The sequence below is a fragment of the Mesorhizobium sp. P2_C7 genome, assembly GCF_056404515.1.
The window spans coordinates 328289-353148 of record NZ_JBFUDW010000005.1 but is presented as its reverse complement, the minus strand read 5'-3'; the positions used below and the strand labels follow the sequence as shown (position 1 = coordinate 353148).

The following is a 24860-nucleotide window of genomic DNA, read 5'->3' as shown; positions in this document are numbered from 1 at the left end:
ATATGGCGCAGAACGGTACCAGCGTTTCGATCCAGGACCTGTCACTGAGCTTCGGTGTGGTGACCGTACTGGAGACACTTAATCTCGATGTCGCCGAGGGCGAATTCATCGTGCTGCTCGGGCCCTCGGGCTGTGGCAAGTCGACCTTGCTCAACTGCATTGCCGGCCTGCTCGACGTTTCCGAAGGCAGCATCTTCATCAAGGGCAAGAACGTCACCTGGGAAGAGCCCAAGGACCGCGGCATCGGCATGGTGTTCCAGTCCTATGCGCTCTACCCGCAAATGACCGTGGAGAAGAACCTGTCCTTCGGGTTGCGTGTCGCCGGTACACCGAAAGACGAGATCGCCAAGCGGATCGCGCGGGCGGCCGAGATCCTGCAGATCGAGCCGCTGCTGCAACGCAAACCGGCAGCACTTTCCGGCGGCCAGCGCCAGCGCGTGGCAATCGGACGGGCGCTGGTGCGCGATGTCGACGTGTTCCTGTTCGACGAGCCGCTGTCCAATCTCGACGCCAAGCTGCGCGCCGAGCTGCGCGTCGAGATCAAGCTGCTGCATCGCAAGCTGCAGAACACGATGATCTATGTCACCCACGACCAGATCGAAGCGATGACGCTGGCCGATCGCATCGCGGTGATGAAGGGTGGCGTCATCCAGCAGCTCGATGCGCCGCAGACCATCTACAATCGCCCGGTCAACCGCTTTGTCGCCGGCTTCCTCGGCTCACCCGCGATGAACTTCATCGACGGGCAGGCCGAGACCGGCGCCACCGCGGCTTTCAAGACCGGAAATGTATCCATACCGCTCGAGCGCTACGCTTTCGACGGCGCGGGCAACAGCAGCGGCCCTTGCGTGTTCGGTATCCGACCCGAGCATGTCGCCCTTGGCGAGGCGGCAAATGCCATGCCCTTTGCCATCGATGCGGCCGTCGAGATCGTCGAGCCGATGGGCTCCGACACGCTGGTATGGACGAAGCTCGGCGGTCAGAATTTCTCCTTCCGCGTTGAGGCGGAAAAGGCGCTGCGCAATGGCGAGCCAATCCGGATCGGCTTTGATCCTGCCCGCGCCTCGCTGTTCGACAGCCAATCCGGCAACCGCATGTAGCTCCCAAGCCCCACTCCTCCCCAAGCAGAACGGACAGAGACGATGAACTGGTCATTCCAACTTTACAGCGCCCGCAATTTCCAACCCTGGGAAGGCGTCCTCGAGACTCTCGGCAAGGTCGGTTACACCCAGGTCGAAGGCTTCGGCGGCGTCTATGATGATCCCAAGGCCTTTCGCGCCGAACTCGACAAGAACGGGCTCGCCATGCCGACCGGGCATTTCTCGATCGACGCGCTCGAGAACGATTTCGACAGCGTGCGCAAAATTGCCGACACACTCGGCATCACGCTGCTCATCTGTCCTTTTCTGATGCCCGACCAGCGCCCATCCGATGCCGCCGGCTGGCGCGGCTTCGGCGAGCGTCTGGCAAAGGTTGGCGACGCCGCGAAAAGGGCCGGCTACGGCTTTGCCTGGCACAACCATGATTTCGAGTTCAAGAAACTTGCCGACGGCTCGGTGCCGCAGGAGCTTATCCTCGCGGCAGCGCCGGACATCGGGTGGGAAATCGACGTCGCCTGGGTGGTGCGCGGCGGCGACGATCCGCTGGCGTGGATCGACAAATACGGCAAGCGCATCAGCGCCGTCCACGTCAAGGACATGGCCAAGCCCGGCGAAGGGCTGGACGAGGATGGCTGGTCGGATGTCGGCCATGGCACGATCGACTGGGCCGGCCTGATCAAGGTGCTGCGCGCCAAGAGCGGCGCCCAATACTACGTCATGGAACAGGACAACCCGAACGACATCGAGCGCTTCGCCCGCCGCTCGATCGCAGCCGTCAAGACCTACTAGGAGCAATCAGCATGGCAAAGAGACTTGGCATCGGCGTCATCGGCTGCGGCAACATCTCGAAGGCGTATTTTTCGCTGGCACCGCTGTTCCGCGGCATCGAGATGCGTGCCTGCGCCGACATCAACATGGAGGCGGCGAAGGCGCGGGCAAAGGAGTTCAAGCTGCGCGCCGAAACCGTCGACGATCTGCTCAAGGCCGACGACATCGACATCATCGTCAACCTGACCATCCCGGCGGTGCACTACGAGGTGTCGAAGCAGGCTCTGGACGCGGGCAAGCACGTCTATTCGGAAAAGCCCTTCGTGCTGTCGGTCAAGGAAGGGCTCGACCTGAAGAAACGCGCCGAGGCGAAAGGCCTGCGCATCGGTTCGGCGCCCGACACGTTCCTCGGCGGCGCGCATCAGCTGGTCCGCGACCTGATCGACACCGGCAAGCTCGGCAAGATCACCAGCGGTACCTGCCACGTCATGGGCCACGGCATGGAGCACTGGCACCCCAATCCGGACTTCTTTTTCCAGCCCGGCGCGGGACCGGTGCTCGACATCGGGCCGTACTACATCACCAATCTGATCCAGCTGATCGGGCCGGTGAAGCAGGTGGCGGCCTTCGCGTCGACGCCCGCCAAGGAACGCACCATCAGCTCGAAGCCGCGCGCGGGCGAAAAGATCCCGGTCAACACGCCGACGACCATCCACGGCCTGCTGGAGTTCGAGAACGGCGCCGTGGTGACGCTGAACACCAGCTGGGACGTCTGGGCGCATGGCCACGCGCCGATGGAACTCTATGGCGAGGCGGGCACGGTGTTCGTGCCGGATCCGAATTTCTTCGGCGGCGACGTGCGCTTCACCGAAGACAGCAAGCCGGTCAAGAAGCTGCCGAAATGGAAGCATCCGTTCGGCGTTCCCAACGAGATGCATTCGCAAGGCATGATGGCCAACTACCGCACGGCCGGCCTCGCCGACATGGCGGTGGCGATCGCGGAAGGCAGGCCGCACCGCTGCTCGATGGAACTGGCGCTGCATGCCGTCGACGTGATGACCGGGCTGTTGCGCTCAGGCGAAACCGGCAAGTTCGTCGCCATGCAGACCAGTTGCGAACGGCCGGCCGCACTTGGTGTCAAGGAGGCCAAGGCGCTGTTGGCGAAGAAGAAGTAGACCAGGCACCCAACCCTCTCCCCGTTCCGGCCGGGAGGGGGTAAGGGTGGGCGGCAGAGCCGACTCGCCGCGCTGTCGCGATGGCAGCCGACTGGCTCGCTTCCATTTGAGGATTTTCCCATGCCCTACATCCCCGCCGAAAACCGCTACGAGAACATGATCTACAACCGCTGTGGTCGCTCCGGCCTGAAGCTGCCGGCGATATCGCTGGGGCTGTGGCACAATTTCGGCAATGACACACCGCACAAGACCAAGCAGGCGATCGTGCGCCGGGCTTTCGACCTTGGCATCACGCATTTCGACCTCGCCAACAATTACGGTCCGCCGCCCGGCTCGGCCGAGACCGCTTTCGGCGAAATCCTGCGCACCGACTTCGCCGGTTACCGCGACGAGCTGATCATCTCGACCAAGGCCGGTTACGAGATGTGGGCCGGTCCCTACGGCGAATGGGGCGGGCGCAAGTACATGCTGGCCAGCCTCGACCAGAGCCTGAAGCGGATGGGGCTCGACTATGTCGACATCTTCTATTCGCACCGCTTCGATCCCGATACGCCGCTGGAAGAAACGATGGGCGCACTTGACCATGCGGTGCGCTCGGGCAAGGCGCTCTATGCCGGCATCTCGTCCTACAATTCGCAGCGCACGCGCGAGGCCGCCGATATTTTGAAGCAGCTTGGCACGCCTTGCGTCATCCATCAGCCGAGCTATTCGATGCTTAACCGCTGGGTGGAGGAAGACGGCTTGCTCGATACGCTCGAAGGGCTAGGCGTCGGCTCCATCGTGTTCTCGCCACTGGCGCAAGGCATGCTGACCGACAAATATCTCGGTGGCATTCCCGAAGGCAGCCGCGCCTCGCAGGGCAAGTCGCTGAAGACAGCCTTCATCAACGACAGGACCATCGCCAACATCAAGGCGCTCGACGCCATCGCCGGCAAGCGCGGCCAGACACTGGCGCAGATGGCGCTGGCCTGGGTGCTGCGCAAGGGCAAGGTGACCTCGGCGCTGATCGGTGCCAGCCGGCCGGAACAGGTCGAGGACTGCGTTGGCGCGCTCAAGGTGCTTGACTTCAGCGATGCCGAACTCGCCGAGATCGATAGCTATGCGCGCGAGTCCGACATCAATTTGTGGGCGGCTTCAGCGGAGCGCAAAGGTCCACCGAGAAAGTAATCTCGGTAAGCCGGCAAATAAAAACGGCGGGACCTCTCCCGCCGTTTTTCATGTCAGGCGAATTGCCTTCGCTTCAGGGCGTGGCTGGTTTCTGGGCAGTGCCTAGCCCTGCCTTGGGCTTTGCCGGTGCCGGCGCCCGCGTTTTCATTTTCGTCTCGATCCAGCCGGTGTAGTTGGCCAGCCGTGTGTAGATGCCGTACGCGTCCTTGTGGCCGCAGGCCGCACTTCCGTCCGCCGGACCTTCGCCCCAGCTGACGACGCCGACCTGGACCGGACCGTCGGCGCCGGTCATGAACAGCGGACCGCCGCTGTCGCCGTTGCAGGCATCGCGCACGCCGCTGGTGGTGCCGGCGCAGATCATGTTGCCGGTCAGCGGGTCTGTCATGTCGGCGGCAATCGCATTGGCGGCAGCGTCGATGCCTTTTTCCGAATAACGCATGCGGTGGGACAGATCGCCAAGTGCGGCCTTCAGATCATGCGCATAGATGGCCTTGATGCCGCTGTTGCAGGCGGTGTTCGGCTGCAGGTCGAGGTCGGCAACCATCAGCGTGGTCGGAAAGGTGCCATCCTGCATCTTGCCCCAGCCGGTGACAGTGGTCTTGCCGGTGTCGGGGGTGGCGTCATGGGTGACCTTGATGGTCGGCGCATCGGCCGGCTCTGCAAGCCGCAGCAGGCCGAGGTCGTTGTCGAGCGTCTGCTCGCTGTAACCCTCGTTGACGATGACCTCCACCACCTTGTGGCGCTTGCCCTCGCTGAGATCGGTGGCGCCGGTCAGCACGGTGACCGCGTCGGGCGAAATCGGCTGGCCCTTGTCGTTGAGGCAGTGGGCCGCCGTCAGCACCCATTGCGGCGCGATCAGGCTGCCGCCGCAGAATTGTGCATTGGCCTGCGAAGCCGGGTTCTCGTCCAACCTGTCGGTGGTGAGCAGCGCGACCTGAAACGGATAGGCACCCTTTTCGGCCTGGTTGCCGCCATAGACGCGATCGGCACCCTCGGGATTTTCCGCCGCAGCCTTGGCCTTGGCATCCGCAACGCGTTTCATCGGCGAGACCGCCGCTTCGGGCCTGGCGGTGTCATCCGCCTGGCTGGCGCTGACGGTGGCAAGAGCCGAGGCGATGGCGAGCGCCGACGCGGCGACGATCGGCCTGAACCGATGGATGATGTGCACCTGAATCCTCCTGAGACACGTTCCCGAACGAGCTGCTCCGGCGCACGATCAGCGAAACAGTCGCCAGCAAACCGGCGCCGCTTCGCGGATCGCGTTCCCGTGCGGAACCCGTTCAAAACCCTATAGCCCCCCACGGGCTACGTGGAAGCGATTTGTCATTCCAATGTTGTATTAATTTAGGCAGTATACCGGCGCGGGTGTCTTTGGCGGGGGCCTTCGACAGACCGCGTGGGGTGATGATCAGGTTCAGGCGCCGGTAACCAAACTCATTTTTCGGCTTCACCACGATCTCGACAATATTTCTGTATTTTGATCAAGTCCTTGCTGACTTTTGGGAGAGTCTCACCATGACAAAACTGACAAACGCTATCATTGCGTCCGCATTGCTTTCAACTGCAATGTGGACGGTCCCGGTTTTCGCCGCCGATCCTGGCTCCGCCAGTGCCGGAAATGGCGAAAGCATGCGGGACGTAACTTCAGGCGACTATAAGCCCGGGCGGGCAAAACCAATCGCGTCGCCGAAGCTGACTGACGAAGACAGCCGCGCCGCACCGCTTGCTGACGAGGCAACGGCTGTCAAATCCTATGGCATCGTCGGACGTTCCGCCGATGGCAAGGAGATCAAGATCGAGCCGAGCGATGCGTTGCGGGATCTTATTATCAAGGAACTGAACGCGCCGGCCAACGGAAAGGACGGGGCGCAGCGCAAGACCGAAGATCCTGACCTTGGCGAAGGCGAAGCCGGCCGTCAGGTTTTCGGCACCGACGACCGTGAGCAGGTCAAGAACACCAAGACCTATCCGTTCTCGGCAATCGGCTATCTCGAAGCCAAATCGCCGAAGACGGGCAACTATGGCAGCTGCTCGGCAACGCTGATCGGCCCGCGCACGGTGCTTACCGCGGCGCACTGCCTCTACAGCCATGAGGACAAGGACTGGCTGTCCGAGTATCTGTTCGTGCCGGGCCTCAACGGCAGCACAGCAGACGACGCACCGTTCGGCGCCTTCACCTATGAGAGCGCTTACGTGCTGCAGGGCTTCATCGACAACTACCAGGGCTATTATGGTTCGGTCATCCCTTGGGATCTCGGCATCATCACGCTGAAGCAGGATGTCGGCACCAACCTCGGCTGGTTGGGTTACGCCAACTATGACGATCTCGGCGACTTCACCGCCAACCTCGTCGGCTATCCCGGCGACAAGCCGATGGGCACGATGTGGAAGGCGAACTGCGAAGTGCATGCCGAAAACATCGCTCCGGAATATTTCCAGTATGATTGCGATACGTTCCCGGGGTCGAGCGGCAGCTCGGTCTATGCCTATGACAACAACTCCAAGCAGCGCATCATCACCGGCGTCAACGTGGCCGAAAGCCCCGACGCGAACACCGCCGTGCGCCTGAACGCGGCCAACATCCAGTGGATCAACAGCCTGTACAAGTAATCGCTGCGCAATCACCGCAAAGACAAAGGGCGGCGGGGTAATCCCGCCGCCCTTTTTCATGCCGATGCTTCCGATGCGGCTTCTCTTGCACGAGGTCGGCTCGCCGACTACGCTTAAGGGGCCAAGGGGTTGGCATCCAGAGGGGCTCAAGGGATGGTGCGGACAAGGACAATGTTCGGGATCGCGGCCGCATCGATGCTGGCCGCGCTGATGCTATCACCGGCCTTCGCTGATCCACCGACCGGTCCCGCCGGCGGCGCCTGGGCTGAACGGGTCCAGATCCTCTACCAGGCAGACACGCGCTCGGTGCTGCGCAGGATGGTCCGGGTCTGGGATTTCCATCCGGAGAAAAACCTCGACTTCGTCTGGGAGCCGGCGGCCGGCCAGTCGCCTGACCGGACGATCACTGAGGACGGCACCATCAACGGCAAGGGCAGGCTGGTGTGGCGGGTGCGTGGCTCGGCGAGCTATGATCCAAAAACCATCTATTCCAGCTATTTCGGTGACGTCCGCAATGGCCGGCCCGACGGGCAAGGCCGGCTTGAGCTGCGTTCTGGCGAGGTTTTCGACGGGCATTGGCGTGCCGGGCAACTCGACGGGACGGGTATTCATGTCGACGCCGACGGCAACCGCTATGAGGGTCGGTTCGTCGCCGGCGCGCCGAATGGCGAGGGGCGACTGCTGTCGAAGACCGGCGAGATTTTTGCCGGCTCATTTGTCGACGGGTTGAAGAACGGCAAGGGCCGCACGCGGCTTGCCGGAGGCACGATCTACGAGTCGCAATGGGCAATGGGCAAGGAGGTCGGCGGAATGCGTCCCGACGTGCTGGCCGATGCCAGGGTCGGCGGGCTGCTCAAGGCGCAGACCGGCGGCGGCGATGCCGACAAGGTCGAGATCGGCGTTGCGGTCGACCAGCGCATGACCCAGCAATCCGACATGCAGTACCAGCATCTGGTGCGCGACGAGGATATCGCGATCTATCCGCTGTCGGACCAGTACAATGACAGCTGGAACGGCACCGGCCAGGTCACCACCAGCAATGTCTATGAAGGTATGAACTGGGAGGACGCGCCGGCCTTTGCCGAGGTCGACCTGAAGACGTCAGACCAGTCCAGGGTCAAGCTCGACAGTCTGGAAATGAAGGTCGCCGCCAGCGATGCCTATCGCAAGCCGATGCTGTCGATATCGGAGCATTTCGGCTGCGTCGGCTTCCGTCCGGATTTCTCGATCATCAACAATGGTTGGGGCGAGCCCAAGGATATGAAGATGTCGATCCAGTTCACCACGGTCGACGACGAAGGCAATCCGACCGGTGATCCCAGCCGCATGTTCAGTAAGGATGTCGGCAGTTTCGGCGAGGGCGTCGACGTGTCGATCAAGAGCGTGCTCGCAGAGGCTGGCGTCGACACGGGTAGCCTGGAGACGGGGCGGTTTCCCTGTCCTTCTGTCGATAGTCTCAACGTCTGCCGCAGCCAGCTCACCAACAAGATCAAGTTCGGCGAGGTCGCCGATTATCTCGGCAACATGCAACAGGCGATGACGCTGAATGCGATCGGCAAGTTCGACTATTCCTGGTCGGACGACGAAGGTCATGTCTACCAGCAGAGCGAGCCGTTCCGCACCTCTATCACCATGGCTGTTTTCGAGACGCCGGAAGCGATGGCCGAATGCGGCGATGGCGGCGGCGGCACGCCGGAAGCGATGCGCTACCAGAACATCGAGTTCCCGATCGGCAAGCATGATTACACCATCGCCATGCCGGTGCGCGGCAACAAGAAGATCAGCGCCTACACGGCGCGGCTGAAGATGTGGTCGTCGATGTCGTCGATCCATAGCTTCAGCATCGCCGCGCATTTTGCCGATGGCAGCGTGCGCGAGAGCAAGCCGGTCACCTTCTTCTATTTTCGGCCGAAGCAGTCGCTGTTCGAAACCAAGACCGAGCCGGCGGCCTGCTATCTGCCGCGCGATATGGTCGGCTGCGGTTAGGGTGCATCGATATTCAAGTGATGCCGGCCTGCAAACGGCGGGTTCCTGCGCTTCCGGTGCTCACGGAGCCAAAAGTACGCTCCGCTCCGGTTCTCGGAATCTGCCTTGTTTGGTCGCTTCGCACCGTCTTTGACTCCGGCTCGGCCTGACCTGAATCTCAACACACCCTGGCGTGCCTATTTGCGGCCCATCTCGAAATAGTTGGGCAGCGGCAAAAGCCGGGTGAAGACCGTGCCTTGGGCAAAGACGCGCAGTTCCAGCATCGATCCCGACGACCGCTGGGCGCTCTGGTCGAAGAGGAAATTGCCGAGCGAATAGACCTCCGCAACATCGCCGCCGGCAAGCGGAACGATCGCCTCGCTCGATACATGCGGATGGCCGCCGACGATGACCGATGCGCCACGCAGCCGCATCTGGTCGGCAAGCATGTCCTCGCGCGCCGACGGTTCGGTCTTGTACTCGCGGCCCCAGTGGACGAAGGCGGCGACCGGCCGCTCGGCGTTTTCGTGCAGCAGCCGGTCAAGCAGGGCAGGCGTCAGCAGATCGGTGTTCTTCGAGCCGTTGGTGTCGATGTCGGTCAGGCCGACAAGGTCGAGATCGGCAAGCGCCAGCGTCTCACCCTGGCCGAAATGCGGGATGCCGGCTTCGTCCAGCGAACGCAGTGTCTCGGCATAGCCTGACGGGCCGAGATCATAGGCATGATTGTTGGCGAGCCCGACACCGGCGACATGCAGTCTCTTGAGCATGTCGACAGCCAGGCCTTGCGGCATCGCCAGCGTCATGTCGTCGATCGCTTCCGGCACGTTGGGCAGGATGACGCCTTCGAGGTTGACGATCAGCGGCCGTGAACCGGTGAGCGCCAGGACGCTGTCAACGATCCGGTCGGCAACACCGTCGCGGACCAGTATCTTCTTCATGGCACGGCCGAAATTCACGTCGCCGGCCAGATAGTAGATCCTGTCCTTCGGCCGTGCCGGGTTGTTGAAACCGGGAGCGAAGGCACCGAACAGCGCCACGACATAGCTGGTGGTCCGCTCGACATAGTCCGGCGTGTGTTCCTGCGAGTTCTCATTGGCGACGACCAGCGGCTGGGCGCCGAACAGTTCGCGCTGCAGCCTGGTCTGGATGTACAGCGCCCCGACGGAATCGGCGTGATCGGGCTGGCGAAGCGCCGCTATGCCGTCGAGCGAGCCGGCGGCCAGCATGTTCAGCGTTTGCTGGTCGAAGCGCCGTGCGTCGTGCTGTGGCAGATAGTGTGAGAAGTCGGTGGATTCGACGATCAGCGTGTCCCGGTGGACGATCGGCTTCAGGGCCTCGGCCAGCGTGTCCCAGTCGCCGCGCCGCGCCTTGACCGACATCGCCACCGGCACGATTTTCGCCTCGGGGAAGTAGTGGTGCAGGAAAGGCAGCATGGCGCGCACGCCATGTTCCTTGTCGAACAAGCAGGACTCCTCGACCATGTCGCCGTGCGTTTCGAGCTGGCGTACTGCTTGGACGTCGGCGGCGACCGGGCCAAGCACGGTATCGAAGCCGCGTACCGAGGTGGCGTATAGTTTGCGCGTCTTGTGGAAATGGTCCGGCGACAGGATGACGATGCGCTTGTAGCGGAAGCCGGACGCCGCCCGGAACCCCAGCGCCACCAGGTCAGCGGCCAGGAGATGATGCGGGACGGTGATGCCGGTCAGCCGCTGGTTCGATGGCTCGACATCGGCCACCTTTGCGATGGCATCCTTGAACAGTTTGGCGTCATCGTAGAAGGGCGGAAAGTTGTCAGCGCCGGGCGGGCAAATTATGGGCGCGGCAACGGCGTGAAAGGGTGGGGTAAAGAGGCAGAATAGCATTGCTGCGATTGCCGGCCACAGTCGCGCGAGGGGGGTGTCTTGGCGCAGTCCCCTCATGGCTCGGCGAGCACGATGTTCTCCACGCCGCCGACATAGTAGAACGGCTTCTGCTTCGATGATGTCAGCCGCACCACCTCGCGTGAAATGTAGTCGGCAAGGCCGAACAGCGTGACGCCGCCATCCGACGTCCTGGCCTTGCCGCGCAGGCCTTCGAGGATCGAATAGGTGAAGACGCCGTGGCCGAGTTCGGGCAGTTCGGCGGCGGTGTTGTTGGCGGCGGTGGCCGAAAACACGACAATGCGCGCATCCTGCGCATCCTTTTCCAGGCGCGGGTTGAAGGCATTGGCGGCATGGCAGGTGTCGAGCAGCATGAAGCGCATGCCCTTGGCCCGCTCGACCGATTTCTGGATGTCCGACCAGTCGACAAGCGAGGAGCGCTTCCAGCGCTCGGCATCCTGTTTGCGGCCGTCGGTCGGGATGAAATAGTAGTCCTCGTCGATGTTGATGCCGTGGCCGGCGACGAAGATGATCGTGGTGTCGTGCTCGCCCGGTCTGTCGAGGAAATCGGCGAGCTGGTCGTCGATCGTGTCGGAGTCGGGCTCCATGATGCCGTCGGCGCTGGCGATTGAATAAGTCTGCTTGGCCTTGTCGGGGGTCTCGTCGAGCGCTTCACGGTTGACCAGAACCAGCGTCTCCATCGATGAGAACAGCGGCGCCGATTTCTGCGCAATCACCTTGAGGAATTCGGTGGCATCATCGACGGGGTAGCGCAGGTCGCAGGCGTGGCCCGAACAGGCGTCGGTCAGGAACGGATATTTGTCGACGCCGATGACCGCGACATAGAGCTTGCCCTTCGCCTCGGCCTTCTTGGTCTTCCTTGCCAGAGCCGTTACGCTGCGCTCGGTCAGATAACCGAATTCGTTGGTGCCGGTGATGCGGATGGTGTTTTCGCCATTCTCGACCGGTATCTCGACGATGGTGTTGTCGCCGTCCACCGACCGGGCGGTGACGTCGCCGACATTGCGGCTGTTCGACAGGATCGAGAAGCCGGCGACATCGGTCCCGGCTTGCCCGGCGCCGGTGATCTCGACGGCGACATAACCGTCACGCACCTTGCTCTGGTCGGCGGCGAGACGGATGTCGAACTCCGGCGGCTTGCGCTGCAGCAGTTTCTGCAACTCGTTGTCGACGCCTGGCCGCATCTCCTTGACCGCCTGCTTGGCGCTGTGCAGGATGATCGCGCGGCGAACCATCTCCGGGCTCCAGAGATATTTCTTCAATTGGCCGGCGCGGATGAAGCGGCCTTCATGGTCGCGGCCCTGGTTGACCTGCCAGCCGATCAGCTTGTCGCCTTCATCCGAGGAATAGTAGTAGCCCTGCGGCATCCAGGCGATCCATTGCGAGCCGGCGAAGAACATCGAGACGATCAGCTCGTGCGTCTTCAGATTCCAGAGCCTGAGCGTCTGGTCGGCACTGCCGGTGACCAGCAGGCCGGCTTTTTCCGAAGCGACCATGGCGTTGATTTCGCCGGTATGGCCGGTGAATTCGCCCGACACTCTCGCTGTGGCGGTCCGATATTCGAGCAGCGTGCCGTCATTGCCGCCGGTGACCAGGCCAAGGCCGTTATCGATCAGCGTGAAGGCCGAATGGACAAAGCCATTGGTGGCATCGTTCTCGATGCTGCGCACCATCTTGCCGCCATTGGCGATATCCAGCACCGCGTTTTCCAACGCGTCCTTGCCTCCCTCCCTGGTGCGCAGCGACCTCTGGCCGTCTGTCAACGCGGCGCGGGCAAACGAGCCCGGCTCCGCCAGCGGCTGCGGGTCGTCGAAGAATCGCTCGGTGGTCGGCAGCACCAGCCTGTTGTCCAGTTCGCCTTGTTCCTCCGGACAGGACACGCGCTCGGGGCAAGGGTTGGCATTGCCCCAGGCGATGACGTCATTCGCTACGTCGATGCCGACGGCGGTTACCGGTTCGCCCACTCCCTGCAGCAGGGCCTTGCGCTCGCCGGTCGTGGGATCCCAGACCTGGATGGCGTTGCGCGTGCCGCCGGCGGTCGCCACCAGCGAACCATCGGCGTTGGCGGTGCTGGCATAGACCGTGCCGTCATGGCCGGTATAGTCGAGCACCTTCTCGCCAGTGCCGGTGTTCCACACGACGGAGCGGTGCTTGTCGGCGCAGCGATAGCCGCAGGAGGCGACCAGTCGCGACCCCTTGGCAAAGGTCAGCGAGCCGATGAGGAAATCCTGCTTCGGCATGGCGCGCACCATTGTGCCGTCTGCTGCGTGCCAGAGCTGGACCTGCCCGTCCTTGCTGCCGGTGGCAAACAGGCTGCCATCCGGCGAGACGGCCAATGCCATGACACTGGTATCCCGCAACGGTTCGGCCTCGGCCGGCAAGGCGATCTCCTCGCCCTTTGCGACGTCCCAGAGCCGGATGCCGTTGTCGGCGGTGGTCGCCGCCAGCCTAGTCCCCGCGGCCGCGAAGGCGAGCTTGTCGATGTGCCAGGAATCGGCATCGAGCTTCTTGTCCAGCGTCCACCCGGTCGCGGATTTGTCGTCCAGCCGCCAGAGATAGACGACGCCGTCGGCGCCACCGGCAGCCAGGGTTTTGCCATCGGGAGAGAAAGCGAGGTCGTAGGTCGCGTAGTCGGCGGCCTTGAGCACCGCCTTCATCTTGCCGGTGGCGAAGTCGAACAACCGGATGTCGCCATAAGGTGGCTTGTCGCCGAGGCTGGCACCGAAATAGCCGCCGGCGGCAATCGCCTTGCCATCCGGCGAGACCGCGACCGCGAAGATCTTGCCGTCGCTGCCATTGCCGAGATAGCCGCGAATGGTGCGCAGCGTCACCCCGATCTGCCAGTCCCAGATGCGGATGGTCTTGTCGTTCGATGCCGAGACGATGTCGTCGCCGTCGGGCGTGAAGGTGAGGTCGGTGACCTGTGCACTATGACCGCCGGTGTCGAGATCGAGGTGGAAGTCAGCCGCTTCTTCGGCGTTAGCAGCCGATGCGACAGCAAGCGCCACGGCCATGGCGAGCCAGCAGCAGGCACGCAGGAGGCGGCGGGCTGCTCCTCCCATCGCTATTTGACTTCGGCCGCAGGTTGCCCATTGCGCACATAAGCCTCGATCGCCGTGGCGAAAGTCGGTGAACCCGCCTGGCGCTGTTTGTCGACATAGCCGGCAAAATAACTCCAGAACGAGACGGCATAGTCGCGGAAATAAGCGTCGGTCACTTTGCGCGAACACAGATCGCCGTCGATGCAGAACGACAGGCGGTTGAGGAAATAAACGATGCGGTCGAAGTTTGCGCTGAAATCGGCGAGTGGCATGTCGCCACCGCTGGCGGTCATCGCCTCGATGCCGATCCGCTGCCGGAACACCTGCTCCTCGGTCGGCGAGGGGTTGGCGCTGAGCAGATTGTCATATTTGGCATTGAGGGCCGCAAGCCGATCCTTCAGCGCGCGCTGCGCCTGCTGGTAGTCCTTGGTTTCCCAGAGCTCAACCAGCGACATGGTCTGCTCGACGCGCTTCTGCTCCTGGTTGGCAAGGAACTGGTAGATCGAAAACATCAAGGTGAAGATGATGGCCAGACGCACCAACAGGCCCGACCAGGCATAGACCAGCATGCGCCAGTCGCGGTCGGTGAACGGGTTCGCTTCCTTCTTGATCTCGTGGCTGCTCGGCCAGGGAAACCCCTCGGTGGTTTCCGGCAAAGCCGGCTTCGTGGCTGGCGCCTTTGCGGGGGCGGCGGCAGCTGCCGTTTGCCTGGTGTTGGCCGCCGGCTTTTTCATTGGCAGCTGTCCAGTTCGATGACGGCGGAGGGATCCAGCACGATGCCGGGCGCCTCCAGCTTCTTTTTCAGGCATTCCAGCTGCAGGCGCGAAATCATGAACTGCACATCGGGCTCCGCCGCCCCCTTGTTCGGTGATGGCAGCGCCTCGACCACGCCGCGCGAGGCGCAGTTGCTGAGATCGACGACAACCGCTCCGTTGCCGCTTTTGGCGATCTGGTCATACTGATCGAGAAAACAGGTTGCCAGTTCAGAGTTGGTGACGATCTGATTGACACAAAGGCCGCAGGCCTCGTCCGCCGAAGCATTGGCGATCAGCAACAGGCTGCCGGCAAGGCCGGCCACCGATCCACGCCAGGAAAACATATATTTCTTCACAATCGATCCTATCCGCTTCGTCAGGCCGTCATGCGCCATTGCGCCCGCCGGGAATGTTCTCATATCGCGCCGATCGCGCAAGAGCCGGTCCGGCCCTTGTGCCGGCATTCGGTCAGGCGCGTGGCACCGTTTCCATAGGGAAGATCATCACCGCGCCCTTCGGGCCGCTCTTGTCGGCGAGCCGCATCACCGAGCGGGTTGCCGGCGCCATGCCGATATCGGTCAGCATGTCGGAGAAGCTGGCAGGGCCCAGCCCGCGCGTCATGGACGCAACGCCGTCCTGCGCCAGGAAGCTCAGATCCTCCTTTTCGCTTTCCGGCGGCGCCTCGGTCAAAACCGCGATCATCCTTTCCATGCCGAAGCTGGTGTCGGTGAAGGCCAGCAGCCCCTCTTCGATCGAGGCTTGCGGCGCCAGGCGCTCGGCGACGATGTGGGTGATCGAATAGTCGCTGCCGACATAGAGCACGTTGATGTCGACCAGCAGATCAGAGCTGTTCTTTGCCAGCACATGCACTTCGTCGCCCGGGGAGACGCGAGGCACCACCGAAGCCTGCAACGGTTCGAGACCATCCTTGTCACGGCGTTTGACCTGGAACTGGACGTCGACGTCCTCCGGCTTGTAGTCGGATGCCGCCGCCAGCCGCGACAGCCCGGTGGCACGGAAGATGGTGCGCAGATTTCTGGTCGTGGCCTCGACCAGCTTTTTCCGGTCATCCATGTGAATGATGATCAGCGGCGGCTTGCTGCCGTCCTTCAAGGTCACGTCGCCCGAGGCCGGCAGGAACCACAGCGCCGGCTTGTCGGTCGCGTCCTTGGCAGCGCCGGCAATGGCATTCTCGCGCATCACCGCAAAGCGAAGCTCGGCGCTCTTGCCGGGGTCGACCAGTTCGATGTTGAAGCCGGTTTCCTTGGCCGTAGCCAATTCGTCGAGAACCGATTTGACCAGAGCGGTTTGCTTTTCCAGTCCCTTGGTCGCCGCCGGCCGCGCCACGGCGAGCTTGTAGTCGACGGCGATCTCGGCCACCCGCGCATAGGCGTTGGCGGGAATATCGGCGAGCTTCAGCGCCGGCTTTTTGTCGAATTCGACCGGCTTGACCCGGCTCTCCAGGTTCCTGGCTGACTGCACCTCGAGAAAGCCGACAGCGTCAGAAAGCTGCGACAGCGCCGACGGCAGGATGGCGAGCTTGCTGCCGGGGGTGAGGCGATGCAGCAGACCGGCGCCGATCGTCGCGTCGCCGTCCTTGATGACAACAGGCCATTGCATGACCGCGTCCGTCTTGTCGGTGCCGAACACGCGGGCGTCGAGTTCGCCCTCGAACAGCGGTGTCGGGCGCGTGCGGCTGTCGGCCGAATATTGCTGCAGCACGGCCTGGCCGAGCTGGCGATAGGTGACGTTCGGGTTCTCAGCCAGTTTCGACAGGATGGTGAAGGTAAACAGGCCGAACCGGGGTGCATCCGTCGTGCCCTTGGGCAGCGGCATCTCCGGCGTCGTCTCCACCGTCTGCGCGGCATAGAAGGCGACCAGCTTGCCCTTGGTGATCGGTTCGCCGCCGGTCGGGGTCAGGTTGAAGGCGGGCTTGCGCGTGCCGTTGTCGTCGACGCCGCGCGAGCCGGCGGCGGATGTCACCTCGTCATAGGCCTTGATCGCCGCGGCCCGCTCGGCTTCGCTGCCGCCGACCAGGTCGGCGAACTCGACCTTGCGCTCCATCTCGTCGTCGACTTCGACGGCGCGGGTCGCGGTGCCGGAATGGCAGCAATCGAACACGACCCAGACGAAGGCGCCCTTGTTGCGGATGGCGTCGAGCGCAGCACCGATCTCGTTGTCGACCAGCGCATTCGGCACGCCTGCATCACGGTTGATCCATTTGTCGATGTCGACGGGCAGGAAAATCTCGTCGAGCCCGTCGGTCTCATCGCCCTTGACCCTCTCCGGCTGCTGGGCGCCGTGACCGGACAGGTGCAGATAGACGTAATCGTCGCGCTGCACCTTGGCGGCGAGGTCGGCCAGCGCGGCCTTGATCGCGGCATGGGTCGGCAAGCCATTTGCGCCCGGGACGTCCTTGGCCAGCAGCGTGACATTCTCGGGCGCGAACCGCACCGGGTCGGGCACGTTCTTCAACAGGTACTCGTGGACCAGGCCCGCATCGTTCTTCGGTCCGATCAGCCAGTTCCTCTGCGGCAGGTTCGGATATTCGGTACAGGCGACCAGCAGCGCATGGTAAGTGCGCGATGCTGCCATGGTCCTGAACGACACCATGCCAGCCATCGTCAGCGCGGACGTGCCGACCAGCAGCGTCCGCCGCGTCAATTTGATCATGATTGCTTCCCCAAGCCCGATCGAATTTCCCAAGCGCGGCAATCCTTGCCGAAGATTTTGTCAGTATTTTGAATGTTGCATCGCAGAGCAACCCGCCTGTTACCCCGCTCCGGTCGACGATAGGCTTTCTCGACAGCCTTCCGGCGCAGAGATGTTGTAAACAGTAGCAAAAATGGCTGTTCGTCGCTATCTGGATGGGTAGGGATCGTTTGCGCGCGGAAATGATGCGCGAGCGACGCAAGACAGGTTGGAAACAGGATCATGGCGGCGAGGGATGTGCTGACGAAGAACCAGCTGTGCGTGCTCGAGAAACTCGAGGCCGCCAGCGGGCCGCTCAGCGCCTACACGTTGCTCGACCAGCTGCGCGAGCGCGGCTTTCGCGCGCCGCTGCAGGTCTACCGGGCGCTCGACACGCTGGTGAAGTCCGGCTTCGTGCATCGGCTCGAAAGCATCAACTCCTTCGTCGCTTGCGCCGAGCCGCATGACCACAGCCATTCAATGACCGCCTTCGCCATCTGCGACACATGCGGGCAGGTCACCGAAATGTCCGATCACGATGTCGACCACCGGCTGGACGAATGGGTGCGCTCGACAGGCTTCGCCGCCAAGAAGGCGGTGATCGAATTTCGCGGGACATGTGCGAAGTGTTTGGCTGAAGCGGCCTAACGCGCGGTCGACCAGGCGAACCAGAACGCAACGAGCGCCAGCAAGGCCGAAAGCAGCCGTCGGCTGGTTCGTTCCAGCCGTGGATCGTTGAGGAATGGCTGCAGCGCTCCCGCCAACACGACGATCAGTCCATGGATGGCTGTCGCGATGGCCACATAGGTCAGGATAAGCAGGACAGTCTGCGCAAGTATCGGCCGTCCGGCCTCGACGAAGGTCGGCAGCACGGCGACATAGAAGATCGCCGCCTTCGGATTGAGGAGATTGGTGACAAATCCGCGCCAGAAATACTTCCCACCCGGATTGCCCTTGTTCGAAACCACATCGGTTCCAGCGGTCCAACCCTCCCAAGCGAGATAAAGCAGGAACAGAATGCCTGCCCAGCGGAGACCCTCGTAGAGCAAGGGCGACGCCTGAATCACTTCGGCGACGCCCAGGGCGGCGATGCCGCCAATGGCCGCCAGACCCGATGCGATGCCCGCCACGGTGGCGAAGCCCGCCCTGCGGCCGTGGCTCGCCGAAACCAGTGCCAGGTAAGTCATGTTGGGGCCCGGCGTCAGTTCGATCAACAGCGACGCCAGCGCGAATGAGAGGAATGTGGCCGTTGAAAACGGCAGCATTTCACTCACTTCAATGTGCCTCGTCCCAGTTGTTGGCGGCGCGGGCGTCGACATGCAGCGGCACCGACATCGACACCGCCGGCATCGCCGCGTTCTCCATGATGTGACGCACGACGGGGATCGTCGCCTCGACTTCAGCTTCGACCGTCTCGAAGATCAGCTCGTCATGCACCTGCAGCAGCATGCGGGCCGACAGCTTCGCCTTCTCCAGCGCCTCGTCCATGCGCACCATGGCGCGGCGGATGATGTCGGCGGCGGTGCCTTGCAGGCGGGCGTTGATCGATGCGCGCTCGTTGAACGCGCGGACCGAGGGATTGGAGGATCGGATGTCAGGATAGTGGATGCGGCGGCCGAAGATCGTTTCGACGAAGCCGTGCTCGCGGGCGTAGGCCTTGGTCTCCTCGATGTAGTCGCGGATACCGGGGAAGCGCTCGAAATACTTCTTGATGTAGTTGCTTGCTTCCTCGCGCGGGATCGACAGCTGGTTGGCGAGGCCGAAGGCGGAAATGCCATAGATGATGCCGAAATTGATCGCCTTGGCGCGACGGCGGACTTCCGAAGGCATGCCCTCCACGGGCACGTTGAACATTTCCGATGCGGTGATGGCATGAATGTCGGCGCCATCGGCGAAGGCCTGTCGCAGCTGCGGAATTTCGGCGACGTGGGCGAGCACCCGCAGCTCGATCTGGCTGTAGTCGGCCGAGACCAGCCGGTTGCCCTTGTCGGCGATGAAGGCGGTCCTGATCTTGCGGCCTTCGGCGGTGCGCACCGGGATGTTCTGCAGGTTCGGATCCGATGACGACAGCCGGCCCGTCGTGGTCGCCGCCAGCGCGTAGGAGGTGTGGACGCGCTTGGTGTCCGGATGGATGAAGCCGGGCAGCGCATCGGTGTAGGTCGATTTCAGCTTGGTCAGCTGGCGCCAGTCGACGATCTTGCGCGGCAGTTCATGGCCTTCGGCGGCGAGGTCTTCGAGAAGCTGCGCCGAGGTCGACCATTGCCCGGTCTTGGTTTTCGAACCTCCGGGCAGACCCATGCGGCCGAACAGGATGTCGCCCAGCTGTTTTGGCGAGCCGATGTTGATGCGCTCGCCGATGAGCTGATAGATTTCCTCTTCGAGGCGAGCGGCGCCCTGCGCCAGTTCGCCCGAGAGCCGCGACAGGATCTGCCGGTCGACGGAGATGCCGCGCTGTTCCATGCGCGCCAGAACCGGCACCAGCGGCCGCTCCAGCCGTTCATAGACCGACACCAGGCCCTTGGCGGCAAGCCGCGGCTTCAGCACCAGCCAGAGCCGCATCGTCATATCGGCGTCTTCGGCGGCATGAGCGGTCGCCCTGTCGATGTCGACCTGATCAAAACCGACGGAGCTTTTGCCGGAACCGGTAACGTCCTTAAGCTGGAGAGGGGTGTGGCCAAGCCATTTCTCGGCAAGCGAGTCCATGCCGTGACCATGAGGGGTGCCGGCATCGAGCACATAGGAGATCAGCATGGTGTCGTCAAAAGGCGCGACATCGATGCCGTAGCGGCTCATGATGACCAGATCGTATTTCAGGTTCTGGGCGATCTTGAGAACCGACCTGTCCTCCAGCAGCGGTTTCAGCACGGCCAGCGCCTCGCGAAGCTGGATCTGGTTTTCGACCGCGCCGCCCCCGAGCAGATCACCGTTGCCGCTCTTGTGGGCAAAAGGAATGTAGGCGGCGCGGCCGGGCGCCGTGGCAATGGACATGCCGATCAACTCGGCCTGCATCGGATCGGCCGACGTCGCCCTCACGTCGAAAGCGGCAAGCCCGGTCTCGGTTGCCTCGGCGACCCAGGCTTTCAAGGTCGCGACATCGCGGATGCAATGATAGGCCGACGTATCGATCTTGCGGGTGGCGGCGCTCTCCAACCGCAGTGCGGCGAGCAGGGAAGGGGTGTCGCCGCTGATGGGTTTGTCGGCGCCCGGGGCCTGGTTTGCCGCGCCGTCTTCGCCGGTCTTGGCAGGTCGGACGTTGGAAGTTCCCGCGCCAACATCGGGGCCGTGCGCGGCGTCGGCACGCTCGACGGTCACCGCGACGGCCTGGACGTCGCCGGCCTCGGTGCCGGTCGCTTCCGCCACGCGGCGAGTCAGCGAGGTGAATTCCATGGTCTTGAGGAAGCCGATCAGCTTCGGTCCGTCCGGGGCGTGCAGGATGAAGTCGTCCAGACCCTCTGCCACCGGAACGTCGGCCTTCAGCGTCACCAACTGACGTGAAATGCGCGCCTTGTCTGCGTTGCCGATGATCGATTCGCGCCGTTTGTCCTGCTTGATCTCGCCGGCGCGAGCCAGCAGCCCGTCGAGGTCGCCAAACTGCTCCAGCAGTTGCGCCGCCGTCTTCGGCCCGATGCCGGGCACGCCTGGCACATTGTCGACGGAATCACCGGTCAGCGCCTGCAGGTCGACCATCTTTTCCGGCGGCACACCCCATTTCTCGATGACTTCCGGAATGCCAATCTGGCGGTCCTTCATCGGATCGTACATGCCGACCGTGTCGCCGACCAACTGCATCAGGTCCTTGTCGGAGGAGATGATGGTGGTGTCGCCGCCCGCTTCGCGGGCCAGCCTGGCATAAGTGGCGATCAGGTCGTCGGCCTCGTAGCCTTCGATCTCGATGCAAGGCAAGTTGAACGCCCTGGTCGCCTGGCGGATCAGGCCGAATTGCGGGATCAGGTCTTCCGGCGGCGCCGAACGGTTGGCCTTGTATTCGGGGTAGAGATCGTTGCGGAAGGTTTTCGAGGAATAATCAAAAATAACGGCGAAATGCGTCGGCACAATGCCTACATCGGTGTTGCGGGCATCCAACATCAGCTTCCACAGCATGTTACAGAAGCCGGAAACGGCGCCGACCGGCAGGCCGTCGGATTTGCGGGTCAGCGGTGGCAGTGCATGATAGGCACGGAAGATGTAACCGGAGCCGTCGATAAGGAAGAGATGATCGCCTTTTTTCATGTCGGCAGGGATAGCGCGGCTCGATGCTGCGGTCCATGCCAAAGGCGCCGGCACCCACCGGTTCCGGCAACACCCTGACAGAATGGCCGCGGGCCGGCCTGCTCACGCCCATGTTACAAAAGTGTAATTTTGATGCCCTTGAATCGCCACGTTCAAAGACCCAAATAAACGTCATCGGCAGTTTTCGCCGAAGTCCGGAGCAAGGCCCGTCCCCCGCCTATCCCGGACACCTGCGGCAGCCTATCCCCCCTCTCCGGGCTGCCGCATCGTTTCGAGTAGAAGACCGCCGTGGTTCCCCCTCCACCACGGCGGTCTTTTTTTTGTTGTTCGAGAGGCATTGCGCGCCTTGGTCCAATCGTCCCGGGCTTTTCGTTCGCCCAGTCTGCCTTTACGGTCCCGGCACTGAATCGAAAGGCTTCACAAATGTCCGCAGTTTCCCGCGTTCTCGATCGCCTCGACAAGAATCTCGACCAGAGCCTTGAGCGCCTGTTCGGCCTGCTCAGGATCAAGTCGATCTCCACCGATCCGGCCTATGGCGCCGACTGCCGCAAGGCGGCGGAATGGCTGGCGGCAGACCTCAAGCTGATCGGTTTCGACGCCAGCGTGCGCGACACGCCCGGATACCCGATGGTCGTTGCGCATCATGATGGACCAGCCGGCTCGCCGCATGTGCTGTTCTACGGCCACTACGACGTGCAGCCGGTCGATCCGATCGAATTGTGGGAAAGCGATCCGTTTTCGCCTGCAGTCAAGGAAATCGAGCCCGGCCGCAAGGTGATCACCGGGCGTGGTTCGGCCGACGACAAGGGCCAACTGATGACCTTCGTCGAGGCTTGCCGGGCCTGGAAGCAGGTGCATGGCAATTTGCCGTGCCGCATCACCATCCTGTTCGAGGGCGAGGAGGAATCCGGCTCACCGTCGCTGAAACCGTTCCTCGAAGCCAATGCCGACGAGCTGAAGGCCGATTTCGCGCTGGTCTGCGATACTAGCATGTGGGACCGCGACACGCCGTCGATCTGCGTCGGGCTGCGCGGAATGGTCGGTGAGGAGATCACGGTGAAGGCCGCCGATCGCGACCTGCATTCCGGCCTCTATGGCGGCGCCGCCGCCAACCCGATCCGCATCCTGGCCAAGGTTTTGGCCGATATCCACGACAAGGACGGCCACATCACCATTCCAGGCTTCTATGACGGCGTCGAGGAAACGCCGTCGCAGATCCTGAAATCATGGGAGACGCTTGGCGAGACGGCCGAGATGTTCCTCGGACCCGTCGGCCTGTCGATCCCGTCGGGTGAGAAGGGCCGCTCGGTGCTGGAACTGACGTGGGCGCGGCCGACGGCCGAGTTCAACGGCATCATCGGCGGCTACACCGGCAAGGGCTTCAAGACGGTGATCGCGGCGGAAGCCTCGGCCAAGGTCTCGTTCCGCCTCGTCCACAAGCAGGACCCGGCCAAGATCCGCGCTGCGTTCCAGAAGTTCGTCAGGGAGCGCATTCCGGCCGACTGTTCGGTCGAATTCCACCCGCATGGCGGCTCGCCGGCAATCCAGCTTTCCTACGACTCACCGTTCCTGGCCAAGGCCAAGAACGCGCTGTCGGACGAATGGCCGAAGCCGGCGGTGACGACGGGCGGTGGCGGCTCGATTCCCGTCGTTGGCGACTTCCAGACTTATCTCGGCATGGAATCACTGCTGGTCGGCTTCGGCCTCGACGACGACCGCATCCACTCGCCCAACGAGAAATACGAGCTGAGCTCCTTCCACAAGGGCCAGCGTTCGTGGGCGCGGATTCTTGAGGCGTTAACGCGCTGAGGTGGCGAGACCCCAGTTTTCCTGTTGATTTTTCAACGGATCGCGGCGAGGACGGGCCACGAGACAAAAGCGTTGCGGCACCCCCTTGCGCTTCAAGTGATGCCGCAGACTCGACCGGAGAAGACAATGGCCGACATCCGTTTCCACAAAAATGACCTGCCCGACCTTTCGCACTACAATGTCGGGGCGGTGGCCATCGACACCGAGACGCTAGGGCTCAACCCGCATCGCGACCGGCTGTGCGTGGTGCAGATTTCGCCGGGCGACGGCACAGCCGACGTGATCCAGATCGCGCCAGGCCAGAAGAAGGCGCCTAACCTCGTAAGCCTACTGAGAAATCGTGGCGTGACCAAGCTGTTCCACTATGGGCGCTTCGACCTTGCCGTGCTTTACAATGCGTTCGGGGTGATGCCCGAGCCGGTGTTCTGCACCAAGATCGCCTCGCGGCTGACCCGCACCTACACCGACCGGCACGGGCTGAAGGACATCTGCTTCGAGCTTCTCGGCGTCGGCCTGTCCAAGGCACAGCAATCGTCGGACTGGGCGGCCGAGACGCTGTCGCCCGAACAGCTCGAATACGCCGCTTCCGATGTGCTCTATTTGCACCGTTTGCGCGATGTGCTGGCCGGGCGGCTGGCGCGAGACGGGCGCACCAAGGAGGCCGATGCCTGCTTCCGCTTCCTGCCGACGCGTGCCAAACTCGACCTCATGGGCTGGGACGAAGAGGATATCTTCGCCCACAGCTGATGACCTTGTTTAGACTCTGCTGACCCGTTTGGAACCAGATGCAGGGCGCCGCGTTCTGTCGGCTGAGTCTGGTCTGTTCAAAGGGGGGACGACATGGCGGACAGAAAGCCGATAGCGACCGCGCCGACCGACGGTTCAAAGGTCTCCGTCACCTGGAAGGACAGCGACGGCGTCATCAACGAATCCATCGCGCAATATCGCGACGACGGCTGGTGGGTCTACACCGACAGTCATACGCAAAAGAAGGTCGAGCCGACCAGTTGGCGGCCTGCCGCAAGCGACGATGACGACCAATGAGCGCGCCGCTGGCGAGGCTGGCAGCTTTCGAATAGCCTGAAATGGTTGATATCGAGGCCGATTCGGAGCTTTCCGCTCCGCGCTCGCCTCTTGCTCGGAGGAAATCGTCATGGGTGTCGAAAGCCTACTCGTCTTCATCATCATTGGTGCCATCGCCGGCTGGCTCGCCGGTCTCATCGTGTCCGGCTTCGGTTTCGGCCTGATCGGCAACATCATCGTCGGCATCGTCGGCGCGTTCATCGCCGGCTGGCTGTTCCCGCGGATCGGCTTCTCCATCGGCGGCGGCGTTCTCGCAGCAATCATCCACGCCACGATTGGCGCCATCATCCTTTTGGTGCTGGTCAAGGTCCTGAAACGAGCTTGACGCTCGACAACCGAAAGAGCGCGCCATGAAACAGAATACGCTCTATCTCGTCATTGGCGCGCTCGTCGTCGTGGTCATCGCGCTCGGCATCTACGTCTATCGCGAGCAGACCAAACCGAAGGGCGTCGAGCTCAAGATCGACGACAAGGGCATCTCGATCCAGCAGAATTGATCGCATCGGACCGACGCCGACCGCCGTCGCCTTGTTGCGTAAACGGGCGGCGCTGATATGCCGTTCCGGCCGATCCGCAAGCAATTGAA

Annotated in this window: 20 protein-coding genes; 12 read left to right on the top strand and 8 right to left on the bottom strand. The window is 62.8% G+C overall.

Annotated features, from left to right (window positions below):
• Positions 1–2: 2 nt before the first annotated feature.
• From AC1D2G_RS13590 to mgrA, 4 genes are all read left to right on the top strand, one after another.
• A complete protein-coding gene (locus AC1D2G_RS13590; protein ID WP_477414513.1) occupies positions 3–1100 on the top strand; it encodes an ABC transporter ATP-binding protein in 1098 nt (365 codons plus the stop codon).
• A gap of 42 nt (positions 1101–1142) precedes the next feature.
• Positions 1143–1889 (top strand): sugar phosphate isomerase/epimerase family protein, encoded by a 747-nt coding sequence (locus AC1D2G_RS13585; RefSeq protein ID WP_477414511.1) that lies wholly within the window; start codon positions 1143–1145, stop codon positions 1887–1889.
• Between the two features lie 11 nt (positions 1890–1900).
• Complete coding sequence (locus AC1D2G_RS13580; protein ID WP_477414509.1) at positions 1901–3043, top strand: Gfo/Idh/MocA family protein; 1143 nt, start codon at positions 1901–1903, stop codon at positions 3041–3043.
• 120 nt (positions 3044–3163) lie between these two features.
• Complete coding sequence (gene mgrA, locus AC1D2G_RS13575) at positions 3164–4210, top strand: L-glyceraldehyde 3-phosphate reductase (protein ID WP_457153347.1); 1047 nt, start codon at positions 3164–3166, stop codon at positions 4208–4210.
• 73 nt (positions 4211–4283) lie between these two features.
• Here mgrA and AC1D2G_RS13570 read toward each other — a convergent pair whose 3' ends face one another.
• Positions 4284–5378, bottom strand: coding sequence for a S1 family serine peptidase (locus AC1D2G_RS13570; RefSeq protein WP_477414507.1), 1095 nt, complete (start codon positions 5376–5378; stop codon positions 4284–4286).
• 347 nt (positions 5379–5725) lie between these two features.
• Between AC1D2G_RS13570 and AC1D2G_RS13565 the strand changes: the two genes are divergently transcribed.
• Both AC1D2G_RS13565 and AC1D2G_RS13560 read left to right on the top strand, forming a co-directional pair.
• Positions 5726–6820 (top strand): trypsin-like serine peptidase, encoded by a 1095-nt coding sequence (locus AC1D2G_RS13565; RefSeq protein ID WP_095084751.1) that lies wholly within the window; start codon positions 5726–5728, stop codon positions 6818–6820.
• A 171-nt stretch (positions 6821–6991) separates the two neighbouring features.
• Positions 6992–8806 carry an MORN repeat-containing protein gene (locus AC1D2G_RS13560; protein ID WP_477414505.1) on the top strand — a complete coding sequence of 605 codons (1815 nt, stop codon included), beginning with the start codon at positions 6992–6994 and terminating at the stop codon, positions 8804–8806.
• A gap of 176 nt (positions 8807–8982) precedes the next feature.
• Here the strand turns inward: AC1D2G_RS13560 and amrB are convergent, their stop codons facing one another.
• The 5 genes from amrB to AC1D2G_RS13535 all read right to left on the bottom strand — a co-directional run bounded on the left by amrB (position 8983) and on the right by AC1D2G_RS13535 (position 17134).
• Entirely contained in the window at positions 8983–10647 is a 1665-nt protein-coding gene (gene amrB / locus AC1D2G_RS13555) for an AmmeMemoRadiSam system protein B (RefSeq protein ID WP_477414503.1), read from the bottom strand.
• Between the two features lie 53 nt (positions 10648–10700).
• A complete protein-coding gene (locus AC1D2G_RS13550; RefSeq protein ID WP_477414501.1) occupies positions 10701–13727 on the bottom strand; it encodes a WD40 domain-containing protein in 3027 nt (1008 codons plus the stop codon).
• A 2-nt stretch (positions 13728–13729) separates the two neighbouring features.
• Positions 13730–14440 (bottom strand): DUF4760 domain-containing protein, encoded by a 711-nt coding sequence (locus tag AC1D2G_RS13545; RefSeq protein WP_477414499.1) that lies wholly within the window; start codon positions 14438–14440, stop codon positions 13730–13732.
• Positions 14437–14784, bottom strand: a complete 348-nt coding sequence (locus tag AC1D2G_RS13540; RefSeq protein ID WP_245331095.1) for a hypothetical protein — start codon at positions 14782–14784, stop codon at positions 14437–14439. Before AC1D2G_RS13540 ends, AC1D2G_RS13545 begins: the two co-directional genes overlap by 4 nt.
• A gap of 145 nt (positions 14785–14929) precedes the next feature.
• Entirely contained in the window at positions 14930–17134 is a 2205-nt protein-coding gene (locus AC1D2G_RS13535) for a caspase family protein (RefSeq protein WP_477414497.1), read from the bottom strand.
• A 261-nt stretch (positions 17135–17395) separates the two neighbouring features.
• Between AC1D2G_RS13535 and AC1D2G_RS13530 the strand changes: the two genes are divergently transcribed.
• Positions 17396–17800, top strand: coding sequence for a Fur family transcriptional regulator (locus AC1D2G_RS13530; RefSeq protein WP_095084745.1), 405 nt, complete (start codon positions 17396–17398; stop codon positions 17798–17800).
• Here AC1D2G_RS13530 and AC1D2G_RS13525 read toward each other — a convergent pair.
• Together AC1D2G_RS13525 and polA are read right to left on the bottom strand one after the other, a co-directional pair.
• Positions 17797–18417 (bottom strand): LysE family translocator, encoded by a 621-nt coding sequence (locus AC1D2G_RS13525; protein ID WP_477227882.1) that lies wholly within the window; start codon positions 18415–18417, stop codon positions 17797–17799. The genes AC1D2G_RS13530 and AC1D2G_RS13525 overlap by 4 nt on opposite strands.
• Before the next feature lie 10 nt (positions 18418–18427).
• Complete coding sequence (gene polA, locus AC1D2G_RS13520; RefSeq protein ID WP_477414587.1) at positions 18428–21382, bottom strand: DNA polymerase I; 2955 nt, start codon at positions 21380–21382, stop codon at positions 18428–18430.
• 423 nt (positions 21383–21805) lie between these two features.
• Here polA and AC1D2G_RS13515 point away from each other — a divergent pair, with 423 nt between their 5' ends.
• The 5 genes from AC1D2G_RS13515 to AC1D2G_RS13495 all read left to right on the top strand — a co-directional run bounded on the left by AC1D2G_RS13515 (position 21806) and on the right by AC1D2G_RS13495 (position 24771).
• Positions 21806–23191, top strand: coding sequence for a M20/M25/M40 family metallo-hydrolase (locus tag AC1D2G_RS13515; RefSeq protein WP_477414495.1), 1386 nt, complete (start codon positions 21806–21808; stop codon positions 23189–23191).
• Positions 23192–23317: 126 nt separating this feature from the next.
• Positions 23318–23938 (top strand): ribonuclease D, encoded by a 621-nt coding sequence (locus tag AC1D2G_RS13510; RefSeq protein WP_095084743.1) that lies wholly within the window; start codon positions 23318–23320, stop codon positions 23936–23938.
• A 93-nt stretch (positions 23939–24031) separates the two neighbouring features.
• Positions 24032–24235, top strand: a complete 204-nt coding sequence (locus AC1D2G_RS13505) for a hypothetical protein (protein ID WP_095084999.1) — start codon at positions 24032–24034, stop codon at positions 24233–24235.
• Positions 24236–24344: 109 nt separating this feature from the next.
• Positions 24345–24599, top strand: coding sequence for a GlsB/YeaQ/YmgE family stress response membrane protein (locus AC1D2G_RS13500; RefSeq protein ID WP_457153965.1), 255 nt, complete (start codon positions 24345–24347; stop codon positions 24597–24599).
• 25 nt (positions 24600–24624) lie between these two features.
• Complete coding sequence (locus tag AC1D2G_RS13495; protein WP_013529552.1) at positions 24625–24771, top strand: hypothetical protein; 147 nt, start codon at positions 24625–24627, stop codon at positions 24769–24771.
• Positions 24772–24860 lie beyond the last annotated feature (89 nt).

Bases quoted from the DNA above. Each gene is read 5' to 3' on its own strand.
- AC1D2G_RS13590 (WP_477414513.1), top strand. From the start codon at position 3: ATGGCGCAGAACGGTACCAGCGTTTCGATCCAGGACCTGTCACTGAGC.
- AC1D2G_RS13585 (WP_477414511.1), top strand. From the start codon at position 1,143: ATGAACTGGTCATTCCAACTTTACAGCGCCCGCAATTTCCAACCCTGG.
- AC1D2G_RS13580 (WP_477414509.1), top strand. From the start codon at position 1,901: ATGGCAAAGAGACTTGGCATCGGCGTCATCGGCTGCGGCAACATCTCG.
- mgrA (WP_457153347.1), top strand. From the start codon at position 3,164: ATGCCCTACATCCCCGCCGAAAACCGCTACGAGAACATGATCTACAAC.
- AC1D2G_RS13565 (WP_095084751.1), top strand. From the start codon at position 5,726: ATGACAAAACTGACAAACGCTATCATTGCGTCCGCATTGCTTTCAACT.
- AC1D2G_RS13560 (WP_477414505.1), top strand. From the start codon at position 6,992: ATGTTCGGGATCGCGGCCGCATCGATGCTGGCCGCGCTGATGCTATCA.
- amrB (WP_477414503.1), bottom strand. From the start codon at position 10,647: ATGCTATTCTGCCTCTTTACCCCACCCTTTCACGCCGTTGCCGCGCCC.
- AC1D2G_RS13550 (WP_477414501.1), bottom strand. From the start codon at position 13,727: ATGGGAGGAGCAGCCCGCCGCCTCCTGCGTGCCTGCTGCTGGCTCGCC.
- AC1D2G_RS13545 (WP_477414499.1), bottom strand. From the start codon at position 14,440: ATGAAAAAGCCGGCGGCCAACACCAGGCAAACGGCAGCTGCCGCCGCC.
- AC1D2G_RS13535 (WP_477414497.1), bottom strand. From the start codon at position 17,134: ATGATCAAATTGACGCGGCGGACGCTGCTGGTCGGCACGTCCGCGCTG.
- AC1D2G_RS13530 (WP_095084745.1), top strand. From the start codon at position 17,396: ATGGCGGCGAGGGATGTGCTGACGAAGAACCAGCTGTGCGTGCTCGAG.
- AC1D2G_RS13525 (WP_477227882.1), bottom strand. From the start codon at position 18,417: ATGCTGCCGTTTTCAACGGCCACATTCCTCTCATTCGCGCTGGCGTCG.
- polA (WP_477414587.1), bottom strand. From the start codon at position 21,382: ATGAAAAAAGGCGATCATCTCTTCCTTATCGACGGCTCCGGTTACATC.
- AC1D2G_RS13515 (WP_477414495.1), top strand. From the start codon at position 21,806: ATGTCCGCAGTTTCCCGCGTTCTCGATCGCCTCGACAAGAATCTCGAC.
- AC1D2G_RS13510 (WP_095084743.1), top strand. From the start codon at position 23,318: ATGGCCGACATCCGTTTCCACAAAAATGACCTGCCCGACCTTTCGCAC.
- AC1D2G_RS13505 (WP_095084999.1), top strand. From the start codon at position 24,032: ATGGCGGACAGAAAGCCGATAGCGACCGCGCCGACCGACGGTTCAAAG.
- AC1D2G_RS13500 (WP_457153965.1), top strand. From the start codon at position 24,345: ATGGGTGTCGAAAGCCTACTCGTCTTCATCATCATTGGTGCCATCGCC.
- AC1D2G_RS13495 (WP_013529552.1), top strand. From the start codon at position 24,625: ATGAAACAGAATACGCTCTATCTCGTCATTGGCGCGCTCGTCGTCGTG.